Below are 15,492 nucleotides of genomic sequence, written 5' to 3' on the forward strand. Positions count from 1 at the left end.
CGGAGAGGAACGGCTTCTACGGCGACACCGGCGCGAGCTTCGCGGTGCCGCCCGTTCGCGGCGACATCGAACGCCTCTGCCGCGACGGCAGGCGCGCCATGTGGGAAGGCATCCGCGCGGTCCGTCCCGGCGCGAAGCTCAACGCGATCGGCGCGCGCATCGAAAGCTTCGCCGAAAGGCGCGGCTATACGCTGATCCGCAATCTCGCCAGCCACAGCGTTGGCCGCTCGCTCCACGAAGCGCCCGAGGCCATCGCCACCTGGCGCGACCCTTCCGACCGCCGCCTGATGCATGAAGGCCTCGTCTTCACCATCGAGCCTTTCCTCTCGCTCGGCGGCGACTTCGCGGCGGAAAGCGGCGACGGCTGGACACTCCTCGCCGATCCCTCGGCGCCCACCGTGCAATACGAACATTCCCTCGTCGTCACGAAAAACGGCCCGGTGATTTTGACGCTGGCGTGAAAAATTAATCTGCGAATGCAGCAATGCACACACACGATTAGATGAGTGCGTCAATGCTAATATCTGGTTGTGGGCAGGCTGTAGGAACGTCAGGACAACCAATAGGAGTCCTGCCTGCAGTGATTGACTGCGAACGGAGGAGTTCTACTGTTTTAGATCGAAGAGCTACCGACGCTTGGTATTGTGGGCGGCGAGAATTTCACTAATCTCACCGCCTACCTTTTCCCTCTGGTCGCCCAAAACCCAATAGACGTCCAAAGGGCCGATGCCGTGCCCGCCCTGATTAGCGGGTGCGTGTGCTTCTAAATTCCACACCGAGAATGCTGAGCTAGGTCTGTTGGCGCGCATAGCTGTATTTTGCTTTTGGCTCATAGGGGAACTCCATCGTCGATGGCTGTGTCCCACTCTTTGTGTCGAACCCATCTAAATGGACGGTCGGTGGTGATTACCGCAAGTTCAATAGGTCCGCCACAGGTTTGTGAGAAATTTGAGAATTTCAGAGCCTTGATCGTGCTGTAGATGCACACGTGCACGAAATCGATTGCCTCTCTTATGGGCAAGATAGGGTGTCCAAATTGGTGCTGTTGTACCAATGACACTAGATCTTGATCTGTTCCCGTCCAGAACTGGGAGTGGGCGATGCTATCCAAGAAGTTTGGATCAGCTCCGGTTATCAATCGGTGAAAAATATTCGGAGCTCCCCAAAACCACCGGGTATTTATTCCTAGCGATGTGGCAACGGGTGGGGCGTTGCTGAGGGGGTCAAACTCTATGCACAACGCTGACGGAGTTCGGTCGGGCAGCACCATTCCGCCTATGCAAAATCCCACAAACAAGTTTTGGTTGAGCTGGAGAAAGCTATTTTCTTCGAGCTTTGTCCTAGCGAGAGGGTCTGGGGCGACAGCGTTCGCGTCAAACGCAGGTTTTGCGGCAAGTTGTTTGCACTTTGCGATGAGTGGAGCAAGGTCGGCCGATTGAGTGTATGCACCCCAGAATTTTGCCACCCAGCGGGCGCCAACGTCCGCCATATCGTTAGGCGGATTAGTGCTCAGGTCGTCGGCGAGTTCTGCAAACAACGATCGATAGCTGGTAGTGCCGAGGCCCCCGAGGCCCCAAGTGACTACCCCGAGATTGCTTTGTTCGCCGATTTCAAAAAGCTTCTGAGTGTGGTTGAAGTAGTGAAATCCGTCGGTGGCTGTATTTATTGAGGCTGTACTGTCTGCCCCTAGAACAACGCCCTCTGGTGATATATAGCAAGCAGCTATTGTCACGGAGTCGTTCCTCCCTTTGTCATCTATGGAAAGAGTGAATCTGTTGTTGTTGATTCGCTATGATTCTTTGACGGAGGGGATTCGTTTTGTCCCCAAAGGTGAAGATATATGAGTCATTTTTGCAACGCCGGAGGGCTTGTGAGTTGTTTGTAACAACGCATATGCTCTGAGTGCTTTTAAGTCGGCCAGAATAAGGCACTTGTGATCCCTCAGAGTGCTGATGATTCGACTCTTATGTCTTCTTGCATGCAAAAATTTGTTCTCTGTCATTTGCTGGGCTCTCGTCCTCCCAACGCCTCCAGCCGGTCGAGCAGCGCCTCGAACAGCACCGGCGGCACGGCGTAGAACTCGACCCTGTTGCGGCTGAGCACGGCGAGCGTGTCGCCCCTCGCCTCGGTCATGTGCCGGGCGGGGTTCTTCCTGAAATCGGTAACGGAGATGGTGCGCCTTGCGCGCATCGGCGAGAGCATGGGCGGTCTCCCTGAAAGGGGCGAGGGGAGAAGACGGCGGCGGCGCGGTTCTGTGTATCTGTGCAGGCGCGCGCATAGCCGCCGTCTTCTTTCCCGTCATTCTCGCCGCCTCACGAACCCCGGAGATAAGTCGTCCGAAACGCCGCCGGCGCCTTTTGTGACAGTTTTTTGACAGTTCCGTGACAGAGGGGGTGTCCGGCTGCTGTGCGGCGCTGCCACATGCCGGGTTTTCTGCCGGAAAACGGCTGAAATCCGCGCGTTTTCGCCGGTTTCGGCTGTTTTGTGACAGTTTGATGACAGCGCTGCCAGCCAACTGCCGGTAAAAATGGCTGAAACCTGCCGATTATCCGCTTGTTCTTGACATCGCCCGCTCGTTCTCTTAAATAAGAATAAGTCGCAATAGCGATTGAAGAACGGGACAGAGCATCATGCGCGACCTTGCAAAGACCATGACCTACGGCACGCTCCATTTCACGGTGGGCTTCGGTGTCGTCTATGCGCTGACCGGCGAAGTCGCGCTCGCGGCCAGCGTCGCGCTGATCGAGCCCGCCGTCAACACGCTGGTCTTCTATCTGCATGAAAAGGCGTGGGCGCGGTATCCGGCCAAGGCCTTGAAAAACATCGGCTTTCGCGGACCGTTCCAGGCCGCCTAAAGTTCAGCGCCAAGCCCAGAGCGGCTGTTCGAGATGGGCGACCCGCGTCGCGCGGCCCCTCAAACCCACCTCCGCGAACTGCCAGAGCAGGGCCGCCGTCGGCGCGTGCACATGGGCATCGCCGATATGGAGGCGGATCACGGGCCGGTCGCTTTCGGCGATGGTCAGAAACTCGGGCGAGCCTTCGCGTTCGAGCTCGGCAAGCGGGATCGGATGGATCGAGGCGACTTCGGCGGGGTTCGGCGCCATCGCGCTTGTGTCTTCCGCCCAGATCACCACCGGGGTGATGAGATAGCCCGAACGCGTCGGATAATCGTCAAGCAAACCAATGACTTCGCGGGCATCGAGCTTCAGCGCCACCTCTTCCTCAAGCTCGCGTAGCGCCGCCTCGACCGGCGTTTCATTGCCGTCGATGCGGCCGCCCGGCAGTGCCCATTGGCCGCCATGGGCATTGAGGCGGGCCGCGCGCCGCGTCAGCAGGAAGGCGGCTTGATCCTTGTACGGAGCAATGGCGATCGCGACCGCCGCGCGCTTCAGGCCGGCGCCGTCGAGCGCCTCGCGCGGGAAGGCGGCGAGCCGTGCGGCGAGGCGTGTCTTCAGCTCGTCGTCGAAGCGATGCGTCATGCGCATGCTTTTAGCATGGCGTTCGGGGTGTTTAAAATCCGGTGGCGTGGCCTGCGCGGGCGCGGATATATCCCGCTCCCGCGAAACGCAATAGCGAGCGCCGGCAAGGGCTTGGCGGCTTGCGCGCCGCGCCGGCGGCCATGCCCGCCCTGTCTATAATCCTGAACAGCGGCGCCCGATTGGCCCCATGCCCCGCCTTGGAGTTGTCCCCGCGCGGCGCTACACTTTTCTCCCGTCCCCGACCCCCCGCGAGGCCCCCATGCGTATCGGCGTTCCCAAGGAAATCAAGATCCACGAATACCGCGTCGGCATGACGCCGCCCGCCGTGCGCGAGGCGGTGCATCACGGTCACGCGGTTCTGGTGCAGAAGGGCGCGGGCGACGGCATCGGGCTTTTCGACGCGCAATATGAAGCGGCCGGCGCGCGCATCGTCGACACGGCGGCGGAGATTTTCGCCTCCGCCGACATGATCGTGAAGGTCAAGGAGCCGCAACCGGCCGAATGGAAAATGCTGCGCGAGGGCCAGATTCTCTTTACCTATCTGCACTTGGCGCCCGATCCCGAACAGGCGCGGGGCTTGATCGATTCCGGTTGCATCGCCATCGCCTATGAGACGGTGACCGATGCGCGCGGCGGTCTGCCGCTGCTGGCGCCGATGTCGGAAGTCGCGGGCCGCATGTCGATCCAGGCCGGCGCCCATTGCCTCGAGATCGCGCAGGGCGGGCGCGGCATGCTGCTCGGCGGCGTGCCGGGCGTGCCGGCGGCCAAGGTCGTCATCTTGGGCGGCGGCGTTGCCGGCACCAATGCCGCGCGCATGGCGATGGGTCTCGAGGCCCATGTCACCGTCATCGACATCAACCTGCACCGGCTCTACGAGCTCGACATGCAGTTCGGTCCAAGCCTCAACACGATCTATTCAACGGTCGATGCGATCGAGCAGCATGTGATGGGCGCGGATCTTGTGATCGGCGCCGTGCTGGTGCCGGGCGCCGCCGCGCCGAAGCTCGTGACCGAGGACATGGTCAGGCACATGCAGAAGGGTTCGGTGCTGGTTGATATTGCGATTGATCAGGGCGGCTGCTTTGCCACCTCGCATGCGACGACCCATGCCGATCCGACCTATGTCAAACATGAAGTGGTTCACTATTGCGTTGCCAATATGCCGGGCGCGGTGGCGCGCACCTCCACCTTCGCACTCAACAACGCAACGCTCCCCTTCACGCTGGCGCTCGCCGACAAGGGCTACAGGAAGGCGCTTGCCGACAATCCGCATCTCCTGGCCGGCCTCAATGTCCATCGCGGGCAACTGACCTATCAGGCCGTCTCCGATGCGTTGGGCGTGCCCTATCACAGGGCCGAAACCGTGCTGGCGGCCTGATTTCAACCCGTTGAAACAAAACGGTTTTTTCTGCCGTCCGGCATTTTTTGTGCCAATCCGGGCCGGATTTTAAACGGTGATTAACCATAGTCGGGCGAATCTCTCCGCCGTTACCGGCGCTCCGTTTTCGGGGCCCGGGCGGGGATGGAGGGCGACATGTTCGACAAGGTTCAGCGCGACCGGTTCTGGATCTTCCTTGGCGCGGTGCTGATTGCGCTTTTCGTTATCCAGAAGGAACGGGGCATCGTCGAACCGCGCGAGGCGGCGCGCTACGATCAGCGCGCGATGACGCGGCTCGTTGAAAAAACCATTGAAATTCCGATGCTTGCGGTGCGCCCGCCGCTGCCGCGTCCGCGCGCCCGGCAGGTCGCGTGGCGCGACGACGATCTCGTCACGGGTTCGCTCTGGACCTCGGCGCCGCGGCCGCTCGCCCGTCCGGGCCGCGCCGGTGTCATCACCACGGCTTCGCTGGCCGCACCCGCCGCATCCGCCGGCCGCTATTATGTCCAGCTCGGTTCCTACAGCAGCATCGACCGCGCCAGCCGCCGCTATTTCGATATTCTCGGCCGCGAACCGGACCTCCAGGGCAATGAGCGCGTTTCGATCGACAGCGCCACCGTCGGCGGCGAGCCGGCCCACCGGGTCCGCATGGGCGCCTTCGACAGCGCAGCTTCGGCGCGGGCGGCCTGTGCGCGGGCGGCCGTGCCGGCGGACGAATGCGCGGTCGTCCGCCTCAACTGAGCCTTGCTGCCCGAGGGATTTTCGGCTGCTTATGGACTTCCGCGCGGTTTTCACTGTATAAGGCCGCCAAAGGCCGTCCCCACGGATTTCAGGTCCAGGGCGGGAGCGGCCAATCTTTTGTTTTCAAAGCCTTTTTTGTGAGGCGAGGGCCCCGGGCCCTGATCGGAGCGACACGTCATGGCCGTCCCCAAAAGGAAAACCACCCCGTCGAAGCGCGGCATGCGCCGTTCGGCCGATGCGCTGAAGCAGCCGGCCTATGTCGAGAACCCGGATTCGGGCGAGCTGCATCGTCCGCATCATGTCGATCTGAAGAGCGGCATGTATCGCGGCAAGCAGATTCTGAAGCCGAAGGCCGACTAAGCCTTTCACGGGGCTTTGCCTAAATTCGAACGCCGCCTTTCCGAGGCGGCGTTTTCGTTTGTGGAATCAGCTCTGCAGGCCGCGCAGCGCCGCCGCGCAGACGTCGCGCGTTTGCGCCGTCACCGTTTCCTTCCAGTCGTCGGCATCGACGTAAAAGGCATCGCGGATCAGCTTCGCGACTTCGCGCGCTTTCGGATTTTTGTGGCCGCCGTTCTGGTGCAGCCAGTTGTCGGCCTGCAGCGCCACCGTCACCTCGCGGATCGGCACGGTGCCGAATTCGAGGCCGCCGGCCGTTACCTCGCGGCCCTTCAGTTCCTCGGCAAAGCAGACCGGGATCGAGCCCGGCACGTTCGATGAAATCGAGTCGCCATCGACGGTCGAGCGGACGATTTCTCCCCACCAGGCCCGCATTCGCTTGAAGCTTCCGCTCGCCTCGGCATCGGTACAGATCATTTCGCCGGCGCCGCGTGCGCCGAGCCCGGAATGGATATCCACGAAAACGACACGGGCCGCCGCTGCCATCTCCGCGCGCAGGATCGCGCGCAAGGTGCGGTTCGACCACACCGGCTTGAGCCCGCCAAATTGCACGCCGTCCGGATGCGTGTACTGGCCGGCGCTCAGCGCATGCTGCATGGCGCCGTGCCCGTGCTTTTCCGCATAGGCTTTCAGCTTCTCGCGGCTTTCCGCCAATGCTTCCGGCGAAATGTCGCGCGGGTTGATCGCGTCGAAAAGCGCTTCATAGCCGGGGTTTTCCGGATGCGGCTTCGTGTGATCGAGGAAGTTGCGGTTGAGGTCGACATTGTCCTCGTTGACGCGGCGGTCGAAGGCAAAGCCGTAGGGGTTGATCGCGTGGATCAGCACCAGCGCCGTGTCGGGCGGCAGGTTGCGGGCGAAACTCTCGCTCAGAAGCGCCGTCTGAACGCCCGAGCCGCAATAGCCCTCGACGCCATGCGTGCCCGAGCCGATGCCGAGGATGTTGCGGGCGTCGGCCGGTCCGATGCGGGCAATGTCGGTCGCCAGCGTTTCGCCGTCCGGCCCTTTCAGGGGATGTTCATGCGCCGACAGCACGGCGCCGGCCCGCCGCGCCGCGTCGAGAAAACGGCGGCGCGCCTCGTTGTAGCTGTGAGAAAAATGGCTTGCCGTCGACATGGGCCTCTCGCCGGCAGCGGACTATTTCATGATCACCATGTCGCTGGCGAGCTTGTTGAGCTTCAGGCCGGTCCAGGTGTTGATGAAGACGTCGGAGAGCGACACCAGGCCGAAGAGCCAGAGCGCGCCGACCAGGTGGTAGGGAAGGTCGGTCGCGCCGTTGAAATGCTGCACGGCGGCATAGCCGACAAAGGCCAGCGGCACCAGCGACAGCATCGTGTCGATGAGATAGCGCGTTTCCTGTCCGACCGGCTGGGTAACGACGGTCAGCGCCTGCAAGGCCAGATAGAAAATCGCGATCAGCCCGGCGATGACGGCCAGGTTGAAGGCCTGTTCGGGCGTGTCGAGCACCGGCGTGTAGCCACCCCAGAAGATGTACCAGATCAATGCCGCGAAAATCAGCGACGATCCCTCGCGGGCAAAGAGCAATACCGATCCGAAAATAGTCAGGAAACTCCGCATAGTCTTTGCTCCCCCGAGTGGTTCCGACCGCAGGCGTGGCTGATCGGCCGTCAGCTAGTGGAAGCATCGTGCCATTCCGGGAAAAAGTCCAGAAGCCTTGAATTTTCGAGGGCTTGTGCGTCGCTGCAGGGTTAATGGCCTGGGCTGCGGTCAGTTGTTTCTGTCCGCCGCATCGAGCAGCAGTTCGTAGGCGGCAGCGAGGCGCGCGGTCATCGGATGCACAGGCAGCGCCCGCCCGTCGAGGCGTGTCAACGGCACGATCCCTGTCAGGCTGTTGGTCAGAAAGGCGCCCTCGATATGCAACAGACGTGTGAGGTCGATGCGGTCTTCCACCGTTTCGAGCCCAAGTCCCGGCGCGAGCTCGAGGATCGCGGCACGGGTTATCCCCGCCAGAATGCCGCAATCGCCCGATGGCGTGATCAGCCGGTCGTTCTCCCAGACGAAAACATTGGCCGCGCTGGCGCAGGCGAGATGTCCCTCGATATCGAGCATCAGCGCTTCCTCGGCGCCGCGCGCGCGGGCTTCCTCTTTCGCCAGCACATTGTCGAGATAGGCGATCGCCTTCAATTGCGCAGATGGCGAGCGGTTGTTCCGGCGCGGCATTGCGACAATCGCCGACAGGCCTGCCGGCGGCGGGGTGGCGATTGCGGCGGCGATCATCAGCGTCGGCGCGGGCTCGGGCGGCAATGCGAGACCGCGCGGACCGGGCCCGCGCGTCAGCGTCAATCGCAGCGCGGCACGCGGTGCCTCGGCCAGCCCGTTCGCATCGAGCAGCGCCGTGCAGGCCATTGCGATGCGCGTCGGATCGAGCGGCAGCGCAAGGCCGATCGCATCGGCGCCGCGCATCAATCTCAGCAGATGGGCGTCAAGGAACGCCACCCGTCCGTGTCGCGCGAGCATGGTCTCGAAAATGCCGTCGCCCAGCAAAAAGCCGCGGTCGGCGGGGTCGATCCGTGCTTCCGATGCGGGGACAAGTTCGCCGTTGAGCCAGATGGTGTTGGTATTGGCCGTCATGCCGCCGCCTTTGCGCGGGACAGTGCGAGGAAATTCGCCAGCAGCGCGTGGCCATGTTCGGTCAGCACCGACTCGGGATGAAACTGCACGCCGACGATCGGCAACGTTTCATGCGCCAGCGCCATCAGCGTGCCGTCATCGGCGAAAGCCGTCGCGCGCAAGGGTCCGCCTTCCGGCAGTTCGGCGATCAGCGAGTGATAGCGCGCGGCGGTGAAGGGACTTGGCAGGCCATGAAATATCCCCGTGCCGTCATGCGCGATGCGCGCGGGCTTGCCATGTACGGGTCTTGCGGCGCGGACGATGTTGCCGCCAAAGGCCGCCGCGACCGCCTGATGGCCGAGACAGACGCCGAGCAGCGGAATGCCGCGCTCGGCTGCCGCCTTGACCAGCGGCACCGAAATGCCGGCCTTGTCGGGACCGCAGGGGCCCGGCGAAAGGACGATCGCCCGCGGCTTGAGCGCCAGAGCTTCCTCGACCGAGATCGCATCGGTGCGGATCGTCCGGCGTTCATGCCCCAGTTCGCCGATATAGCGGGCGAGGTTGTGAACGAAGCTGTCGAAATTGTCGATGACGAGGATCATGCCGTCGCTCCCGCCGTGGCGGTCATTGTGGCTTCGGGCGCCGCGCTGTCCAAGCCTTCGAGCACATGGCGCATGTCGCGGGCCTTGTCGAGCGTCTCTTCGTATTCGGCGGCGGGATCGGAATCGGCCACGATGCCGCCGCCGGCCTGAAAGGTGACGCATCCGTCGCTCACGACCATGGTGCGGATGGCGATTGAGGTATCCATCGCGCCGTCGGCGCCGAGATAGCCGATGGCGCCGCAATAGGGGCCGCGCGCCGTCGGTTCGAGTTCGGCGATGATTTCCATGGCGCGCAGCTTCGGCGCGCCGGTGATCGAGCCGCCGGGAAAGCAGGCGGCGAGCAAATCGACCGGCGTTGCGTCGGCGCGCAACCGGCCGCGAACGGTCGAGACCAGATGGTGGACATTTGCGAAACTTTCGAGCGCGCAGAGTTTTTCGACCGTCACCGAACCGTCGGCACAGACGCGCGAAATATCGTTGCGCAGCAGGTCGACGATCATCACGTTTTCGGCCCGGTCCTTTTCGGATGCGAGCAGTTCGGCAGCGAGGTGCCGGTCTTCAGCCGGAGATAACCCGCGCGGCCTTGTGCCCTTGATCGGCCGGGTTTCGACCGCGCCGCCACGGCAGGCAAGGAAGCGCTCGGGCGAGGAAGAGAGGATCGCGCCTTCGCCGAAATTGAAGAAAGCGCCGAAGGGCGCGGGGCTTGCCGCGCGCAATCTCAAATAGAGCGCATAGGGCGTGTCGCCTTCGGCAAGACGCGCTTCGAAGCGTTGGGAGAGATTGGCCTGAAAGATATCCCCGGCATGGATGTAGTCGATCACCCGCGCAGCCGCGCGCTCGTAGCCGGCGCGTGTGAAGTTCGATGCAATCGCCGCCGGTGCGGTACGCGGCGCGGGCGGCAACGGAGCCGCCGCCTCGAAGCGCGCGCGCAAGCGTGCGGCGCGTTCCGGCGCGCCGGTCGATATTGCCCATGCGCGGCGCTCGATCATGTCGAAAGCCAGCACGGCGTCGTAAATGCCCAGCGCCATGTCCGGCAGGTTCCGGTCCCTGACGGCGAAGGGTGGCGTTTCCGGCGGCAGGCGTTCCAATGTCCGGCCGAGGCCATAGCCCAAAAAGCCGGCGGCACCGCCGATAAAGGGCGGCAGGCCGGGCCGGGTGGTTGCGAGCGGTAGTGTCGCGAGCCTTGCCTTCAGCGCCGCAAAGGGGGCGGGCTCGCCGGCAATACGCAGTGTCAGACTGTCGGCCGGATCGGCCGCGATGAAACTCCAGCGGCCATGCAGCGCCGGATCGCGGCCCGGCCCCGCCGTCGCGCTGTCGAGGAACAGCGCGAAGGGTTCGTCTGCAAAGGCGTGAAACGCCTCATGCGGCTCACGCCACGCCAATTCCTGAACGAGCGGTTCGGTCACGTCGGTTGTGCTTTCCTCAGGCAGCCCTTGTCAGGGCAGTGTCGGTTCGCCGGGCTCCGCTTCGCCGGGGCCGCAGCTCGCGCATTCACGCGCTTCCATGCGCGCAAGCGGTCCGCGCGGTTTGCCGGCTGCGCCGCCGGACGTTGCGCGCGCACTCTGCACAGCCAGAAAATCGGTCAGCAGGCGGCTCACCAGCGGCGCCTCGGCGAACGTGATGTTATGTCCCATGCCCGGATAGGAGCGAAGCTGCGCCTGCGGCATCAGTTCCAGCAATTGTGTCGCATGGGCGAAGGGTACGACCTCGTCGGCCTCGCCCCAGATGACGAGAACCGGCCGCGGCGAACGGCCGGCGGTTGCGAAGGCCTGATGCGCGCTGCCCATCGGATAATGGCGCATGGTCGAAAGCAGCGCGTCGCCATAACCGCGGTAGTCGAGCTGGCGACTGAAATTGGCCAGAAACGCACCGGGATTGGGCGCGCTTGGCGCCTCTTTGGCCGCAGCATTGTAGAAAAGCCGGGCATCGAAAAGGCGCATGATCCAGTCGCCGATCACAGGCCGGCGCAGAAGTTCCACATTGCGGTTCGTCTCGACGCCGAGACCGGCCGGTGCGATCAGCATCAGCGAGCGGACGCGCTCGGGGTAGCGCGCGGCGAAAATTGTGGCGATGGCGCCGCCCATCGAATAACCGACGAGATCGACGCGGCGGTTGACACCGAGCGCATCGAGCAGTTCCTCGAGCTGACGGTCGAAGAGATCGGCGTCATAGACCGCGGCGGGACGGTCGGACAGGCCGCGGCCGAAATTGTCATAGGCGAGTACGCGGTAGCCTGCATCGGTCAACGGCGCGATATGGTCGTTCCAGACGAAGGAGGGCGTCGAAAAACCGTGGACAAGAACGACCAGCGGCGCATCCTCACGGCCCTCGAGCCGGTAGTGCACCGTGCCGCCCGGGAGGTCGATGAAATCGTGGGCCACGCCCTGCGCCGTCAGCGATGCGCGCACCGCCGCATCGAGCGCGGGCCGTGCCTGACCGGCCGCCCAGTAGCTCATCGCCATGATGAGCAGGACGGCAGCCGCCAATATCGCGATACCCTTCACGAATGCCATGATGTCGCAAACTTTCCCATACGCTGCCGGGTTCCAGTTTTCCGCTGCGGAAGGCCTCTTCGGAACGGCAGTCTAGAGCCTTGCCGGTGTTGCCACAAATGGCGCACAGGCTTGCGGGCATGGCCAAATAAGGGCTTGATGCGGGCGCACGAGGCAGAGAATGACGGAGACCCCCATGCAGGATGCATTCAAGGAAAAAGTACTCGCGGGCAAGACGGCCTTCGTCGCCGGCGCCTCCAGTGGCATCAATCTCGGCATCGCGCAGCATTTTGCGCGGGCCGGCGCCAAAATTGCCCTTATCAGCCGCAGCCACGACAAGATCACGGCCGCCGCAAAGACGATCACGGATGAAGGTTTCGACGCCATCGGCATGGCGGCCGATGTGCGCGACTTCAATTCGGTCGAGACGGCGATGAAACAGGCGCAGGCGCGGCTCGGCAATTTCGACATCGTGATTTCGGGCGCCGCCGGAAATTTTGTCGCGCCGGCGCTCGGCATGTCGTCCAACGGCTTCAAGACCGTTGTCGACATCGATCTCATCGGCACCTTCAATGTGCTGCGTGCCTCGTTTCAGTTTCTGAACCGGCCGGGCGCGTCGCTGATCTCGATTACCGCGCCGCAGGGCGTCAATCCCTCGCTCTTCCAGGCCCATGTCTGCGCGGCCAAGGCGGGGATAAACATGCTGACCAAGTGCCTGGCGATGGAATGGGGCCCGGCCGGCGTTCGCGTCAATGCGATCTCGCCCGGCCCCATCGCCGATACTGAAGGCATGGCGCGGCTGGCGCCCTCGGCGGAAGCCGAGAAACTGATCAAGTCGCGCATTGCGCTGCGCGACTACGGCACCAAGACGGATATCGCGGATACCGCGCTTTTCCTTTCCACCGACAATGCCAAATACATTACCGGCACCATCGTCGATTGCGACGGCGGCTCGAAGCTCGGCGATGCAGGTCCCGATGCGCTGGGAGATTTCAAGTAAGCCGAAACGACGGCGGAGGAGGGAGGAACAAGGGATGGCGAAGGCAGTATCGATTGCACCGGCGGATTTCAGCTGCGTTCTCTATGAGGTTCGCGACCATGTCGCGATCGTGACCCTCAACCGGCCGGAGCGGCGCAATGCGCTCAACCGGCGCGCCTATGACGAACTGGAGGCGGCATTTCGCGCCGCTTCGGCCGATGAAGATGTACGCTGCGTTATCGTGACCGGGACCGATCCCGCCTTCTGCTCGGGCGAGGACGTCAAGGAGATGATGACCGGCGAGCAGCGCGACAAGAGCGTGGCGCGGCTGACGGCCGTCCGGCCCGAGCCGACGCCTGCGGCGGTTGCCGCGCTTGAATGCGACCGGCCGGTGATTGCTGCCGTCAATGGTGCCGCCGTTGGTTGGGGCATGGAATTGACGCTCTTCGCCGACATCCGCATTGCTTCGGAGCAGGCGAAATTCGGCGAGATATTCATCAAGCGCGGGCTGATTTCCGATGTTGGCGGCTTGTGGCGGCTGCCGGCCATTGTCGGCCCGGCCAAGGCGGCGGAACTGCTTTTCACCGGTGATATCATCGATGCGAACGAGGCCTTGAGAATCGGCCTTGTCGGCGAGGTCGTGCCGCATGACAGGCTGATGGAAAGCGCGCTGGCGCTTGCCGCCCGCATTGCTGTCAATGCGCCGCTTGCCCTGCGTTTCATGAAAGACGGCCTGCGCCGCACATCCTATGGCGATCTGCGCGAGATCGGCAGCTGGGTCAGCGCAACGCTCGGCCGGCTGTTCGAAACCGAGGATCACCGCGAGGGCGTGCGCAGTTTCCTCGAAAAACGCGCGCCCGAGTTCAAGGGACGCTGAGGCGGGATGTCGGACGATGGCGCTTTTCTTCGATCAGCAATGGTTTGACGAAAGACTGAAAGCGACAAGCCGGACGCGCGATGATGTGGCGGCGGCGCTCGGGCTTTCGCGCCGCGAGGTCGACGAAATCTGGAAAGACCAGCGCGAGGTGACGCCCAATCAGGTGACGATGCTGGCGCGTCTGCTCGAGGCGCCGGCCGCCGAAGTCGTCAACCGGGCCGGTGTGGCGACGCCGATGCCCGCCGCACCGCCCGCGGGAGATGCCGCGCTCGCGCGCCGGCTCGATGAAATCGATGTCCGGCTGACACGCATCGAACGCGCGATTGCCGATCTGCAATCGCTTGTTCTCGCCACACGACAGGGTTGAGGCTTCGATGCGCGATTTCCACCTGCCCGGCCGGTCCACCGTTCACAGCGTCAACGGCATGTGCGCCACGTCGCAACCCGTCGCGGCGGAAGCGGCGATCTCGATCCTGCGGGCCGGCGGCAACGCGGTCGACGCGGCGATTGCCGCAAGCGCGGTCCTTTGCGTGGTCGAGCCCTACAATACCGGGATCGGCGGCGATTGTTTCGTCCTCCTGTCGAAAAAGGGCAGCGGGGATATTGTCGGTCTCAACGGTTCGGGCCGCTCGCCGAAAGCGATTTCGCTCGAGAAGCTGAAATCGGCCGGTGTCACGGCGCTCACGCTCAACAGCGTTCATTCGGTCACGGTGCCCGGCGCCATCGACGCCTGGGCACGACTTATCGCCGATCACGGCACGATGGAGCTTGGCCGCGTTTTCGAGCCGGCGACCCGCCTTGCCGAGGAAGGCTTTGCGGTTGCGCCGCGTATCTCGCTCGAATGGAATTTTCTGAAAGGCCATATCGCGAAAGACGCAGACGCGTTTGCGCAGTATACGGTCGATGGCAAGGCACCCGCGGCCGGGGATAAGTATCGTCTGCCAGTTCTTGCAAGGACGCTCCGTCTTGTCGGGGAGAAAGGGCGCGACGCCTTTTACGAAGGCACGATCGCCGAAGACATGGTGAGGAAACTCAACGCACTTGGCGGCTTTCACACGCTGGAAGATTTCGCGGCCACGAGGTCGGACTATGTGACGCCGATAAAGACAAGCTATCGCGGACGCGACATTCATGAGATACCCCCGAACGGGCAAGGCATCACCGCGCTTCTGATGCTGAACATCCTGTCGCATGCGGGGCTTGACGAGCTGGATCCAAGGGGTGCGCTCCGTCTGCATCGCGATATGGAAGCAGCGCGTCTTGCCTACGACATGCGGGACAAGCATGTCGCCGATCCCTCGTTCGGCGACATCCCCGTCGATCATCTGCTCTCGGACAAGCTGGCGGCCGAGCTTGCCGCACGTATCGATCCCGACCGGCGTATCCCCGATCTGACCACGCTGCGCGACCCGCTCAATCGCGACACGGTCTATCTCACCGTGGTGGACAAGGATCGCAACGCCGTTTCCTTCATCAATTCGCTGTTCTTCGGCTTTGGCTGCGGCATCCTCGCGCCCGGCTCCGGCGTCATGTTTCAGAACCGCGGTTCCGGCTTTGTCATGGAGGAAGGACATCCGAACTGCGTCGAAGGCGGCAAGCGGCCGCTCCACACGATCATTCCCGGGATGATGGTCGAGAACGGGCGGGCGGTCATGCCGTTCGGCGTCATGGGCGGCGCCTATCAGGCGGTCGGCCATGCCCATCTCGTCACGAACATGCTGGACCACGGCATGGACGTGCAGGAAGCGCTCGACAGTCCGCGCGCTTTTCCGGCCGCGAACTGGCTCGACCTCGAGCCCGCCATTTCCTCTGAGGCGCGCGAGGGCTTGCGGGCACGCGGCCATGAGATCAGAGACACGTTCCTGCCGCATGGCGGCGGCCAGGCGATCCTGATCGACCATGAACGGGGTACGCTGACCGGCGGTTCCGATCCGCGCAAGGACGGCGCGGCGGTCGGCTACTAGCCGGGAATTTTCCTGA

General features: G+C 63.3%; 18 protein-coding genes. 9 read left to right on the forward strand and 9 right to left on the reverse strand.

Features of this window, described 5'->3' with window-relative positions:
• Positions 1-461: M24 family metallopeptidase (locus WEB61_RS12895; protein ID WP_368064742.1), on the forward strand; the 461-nt coding region annotated here is incomplete at its 5' end.
• A 368-nt stretch (positions 462-829) separates the two neighbouring features.
• Here the strand turns inward: WEB61_RS12895 and WEB61_RS12900 are convergent.
• Both WEB61_RS12900 and WEB61_RS12905 read right to left on the reverse strand, forming a co-directional pair.
• Positions 830-1,732, reverse strand: a complete 903-nt coding sequence (locus WEB61_RS12900) for a hypothetical protein (RefSeq protein WP_368064743.1) — start codon at positions 1,730-1,732, stop codon at positions 830-832.
• 266 nt (positions 1,733-1,998) lie between these two features.
• Positions 1,999-2,202, reverse strand: coding sequence for a plasmid stabilization protein (locus tag WEB61_RS12905; RefSeq protein WP_368064744.1), 204 nt, complete (start codon positions 2,200-2,202; stop codon positions 1,999-2,001).
• Between the two features lie 428 nt (positions 2,203-2,630).
• Here WEB61_RS12905 and WEB61_RS12910 point away from each other — a divergent pair, with 428 nt between their 5' ends.
• Entirely contained in the window at positions 2,631-2,855 is a 225-nt protein-coding gene (locus tag WEB61_RS12910; RefSeq protein ID WP_368064745.1) for a DUF2061 domain-containing protein, read from the forward strand.
• Positions 2,856-2,858: 3 nt separating this feature from the next.
• On the opposite strand, the gene WEB61_RS12915 is transcribed toward WEB61_RS12910, so the two are convergent.
• Positions 2,859-3,479 carry a CoA pyrophosphatase gene (locus tag WEB61_RS12915; protein WP_368064803.1) on the reverse strand — a complete coding sequence of 207 codons (621 nt, stop codon included), beginning with the start codon at positions 3,477-3,479 and terminating at the stop codon, positions 2,859-2,861.
• 259 nt (positions 3,480-3,738) lie between these two features.
• On the opposite strand from WEB61_RS12915, the gene ald reads away from it, so the two are divergent.
• The 3 genes from ald to rpmF all read left to right on the forward strand — a co-directional run bounded on the left by ald (position 3,739) and on the right by rpmF (position 5,958).
• Positions 3,739-4,857: an alanine dehydrogenase gene (gene ald, locus WEB61_RS12920; protein WP_368064746.1), complete on the forward strand. Its 1,119-nt coding sequence runs from the start codon at positions 3,739-3,741 to the stop codon at positions 4,855-4,857.
• 156 nt (positions 4,858-5,013) lie between these two features.
• Positions 5,014-5,598 carry an SPOR domain-containing protein gene (locus WEB61_RS12925; RefSeq protein WP_368064747.1) on the forward strand — a complete coding sequence of 195 codons (585 nt, stop codon included), beginning with the start codon at positions 5,014-5,016 and terminating at the stop codon, positions 5,596-5,598.
• A gap of 177 nt (positions 5,599-5,775) precedes the next feature.
• Positions 5,776-5,958, forward strand: coding sequence for a 50S ribosomal protein L32 (rpmF, locus tag WEB61_RS12930; RefSeq protein WP_293508314.1), 183 nt, complete (start codon positions 5,776-5,778; stop codon positions 5,956-5,958).
• A 66-nt stretch (positions 5,959-6,024) separates the two neighbouring features.
• On the opposite strand, the gene WEB61_RS12935 is transcribed toward rpmF, so the two are convergent.
• The 6 genes from WEB61_RS12935 to WEB61_RS12960 form a co-directional block, all read right to left on the reverse strand.
• Positions 6,025-7,107, reverse strand: coding sequence for a M14 family metallopeptidase (locus WEB61_RS12935; RefSeq protein WP_368064748.1), 1,083 nt, complete (start codon positions 7,105-7,107; stop codon positions 6,025-6,027).
• Between the two features lie 21 nt (positions 7,108-7,128).
• Positions 7,129-7,569, reverse strand: coding sequence for a hypothetical protein (locus WEB61_RS12940; protein WP_368064749.1), 441 nt, complete (start codon positions 7,567-7,569; stop codon positions 7,129-7,131).
• A 150-nt stretch (positions 7,570-7,719) separates the two neighbouring features.
• Positions 7,720-8,583: an aminotransferase class IV gene (locus WEB61_RS12945; protein ID WP_368064750.1), complete on the reverse strand. Its 864-nt coding sequence runs from the start codon at positions 8,581-8,583 to the stop codon at positions 7,720-7,722.
• Positions 8,580-9,164 carry an aminodeoxychorismate/anthranilate synthase component II gene (locus tag WEB61_RS12950; RefSeq protein WP_368064751.1) on the reverse strand — a complete coding sequence of 195 codons (585 nt, stop codon included), beginning with the start codon at positions 9,162-9,164 and terminating at the stop codon, positions 8,580-8,582. The genes WEB61_RS12945 and WEB61_RS12950 overlap by 4 nt, the downstream gene beginning before the upstream one ends.
• Positions 9,161-10,570 carry an aminodeoxychorismate synthase component I gene (gene pabB, locus WEB61_RS12955; protein ID WP_368064752.1) on the reverse strand — a complete coding sequence of 470 codons (1,410 nt, stop codon included), beginning with the start codon at positions 10,568-10,570 and terminating at the stop codon, positions 9,161-9,163. The genes WEB61_RS12950 and pabB overlap by 4 nt, the downstream gene beginning before the upstream one ends.
• Before the next feature lie 30 nt (positions 10,571-10,600).
• Positions 10,601-11,677 carry an alpha/beta fold hydrolase gene (locus WEB61_RS12960; protein ID WP_368064753.1) on the reverse strand — a complete coding sequence of 359 codons (1,077 nt, stop codon included), beginning with the start codon at positions 11,675-11,677 and terminating at the stop codon, positions 10,601-10,603.
• Between the two features lie 175 nt (positions 11,678-11,852).
• Here WEB61_RS12960 and WEB61_RS12965 point away from each other — a divergent pair, with 175 nt between their 5' ends.
• Genes WEB61_RS12965 through WEB61_RS12980 form a run of 4 tightly spaced genes read left to right on the forward strand, consistent with a single transcriptional unit; the run spans position 11,853 to position 15,476 of the window.
• On the forward strand, positions 11,853-12,656 hold the full coding sequence (locus WEB61_RS12965; protein WP_368064754.1) for an SDR family oxidoreductase: 804 nt from the start codon (positions 11,853-11,855) through the stop codon (positions 12,654-12,656).
• A gap of 34 nt (positions 12,657-12,690) precedes the next feature.
• A complete protein-coding gene (locus WEB61_RS12970) occupies positions 12,691-13,512 on the forward strand; it encodes an enoyl-CoA hydratase/isomerase family protein (protein WP_368064755.1) in 822 nt (273 codons plus the stop codon).
• A 16-nt stretch (positions 13,513-13,528) separates the two neighbouring features.
• Complete coding sequence (locus WEB61_RS12975; protein WP_368064756.1) at positions 13,529-13,879, forward strand: hypothetical protein; 351 nt, start codon at positions 13,529-13,531, stop codon at positions 13,877-13,879.
• Between the two features lie 7 nt (positions 13,880-13,886).
• Positions 13,887-15,476: a gamma-glutamyltransferase family protein gene (locus WEB61_RS12980; protein ID WP_368064757.1), complete on the forward strand. Its 1,590-nt coding sequence runs from the start codon at positions 13,887-13,889 to the stop codon at positions 15,474-15,476.
• Positions 15,477-15,492 lie beyond the last annotated feature (16 nt).

Source organism: Parvibaculum sp. (genome assembly GCF_040882025.1).
GTDB lineage: Bacteria > Pseudomonadota > Alphaproteobacteria > Parvibaculales > Parvibaculaceae > Parvibaculum.

Coding starts and splice junctions, on each gene's coding strand:
- WEB61_RS12905 (WP_368064744.1), bottom strand. CDS start 2,202: ATGCTCTCGCCGATGCGCGCAAGGCGCACCATCTCCGTTACCGATTTC.
- WEB61_RS12910 (WP_368064745.1), top strand. CDS start 2,631: ATGCGCGACCTTGCAAAGACCATGACCTACGGCACGCTCCATTTCACG.
- WEB61_RS12915 (WP_368064803.1), bottom strand. CDS start 3,479: ATGACGCATCGCTTCGACGACGAGCTGAAGACACGCCTCGCCGCACGG.
- ald (WP_368064746.1), top strand. CDS start 3,739: ATGCGTATCGGCGTTCCCAAGGAAATCAAGATCCACGAATACCGCGTC.
- WEB61_RS12925 (WP_368064747.1), top strand. CDS start 5,014: ATGTTCGACAAGGTTCAGCGCGACCGGTTCTGGATCTTCCTTGGCGCG.
- rpmF (WP_293508314.1), top strand. CDS start 5,776: ATGGCCGTCCCCAAAAGGAAAACCACCCCGTCGAAGCGCGGCATGCGC.
- WEB61_RS12935 (WP_368064748.1), bottom strand. CDS start 7,107: ATGTCGACGGCAAGCCATTTTTCTCACAGCTACAACGAGGCGCGCCGC.
- WEB61_RS12940 (WP_368064749.1), bottom strand. CDS start 7,569: ATGCGGAGTTTCCTGACTATTTTCGGATCGGTATTGCTCTTTGCCCGC.
- WEB61_RS12945 (WP_368064750.1), bottom strand. CDS start 8,583: ATGACGGCCAATACCAACACCATCTGGCTCAACGGCGAACTTGTCCCC.
- WEB61_RS12950 (WP_368064751.1), bottom strand. CDS start 9,164: ATGATCCTCGTCATCGACAATTTCGACAGCTTCGTTCACAACCTCGCC.
- WEB61_RS12960 (WP_368064753.1), bottom strand. CDS start 11,677: ATGGCATTCGTGAAGGGTATCGCGATATTGGCGGCTGCCGTCCTGCTC.
- WEB61_RS12965 (WP_368064754.1), top strand. CDS start 11,853: ATGCAGGATGCATTCAAGGAAAAAGTACTCGCGGGCAAGACGGCCTTC.
- WEB61_RS12970 (WP_368064755.1), top strand. CDS start 12,691: ATGGCGAAGGCAGTATCGATTGCACCGGCGGATTTCAGCTGCGTTCTC.
- WEB61_RS12975 (WP_368064756.1), top strand. CDS start 13,529: ATGGCGCTTTTCTTCGATCAGCAATGGTTTGACGAAAGACTGAAAGCG.
- WEB61_RS12980 (WP_368064757.1), top strand. CDS start 13,887: ATGCGCGATTTCCACCTGCCCGGCCGGTCCACCGTTCACAGCGTCAAC.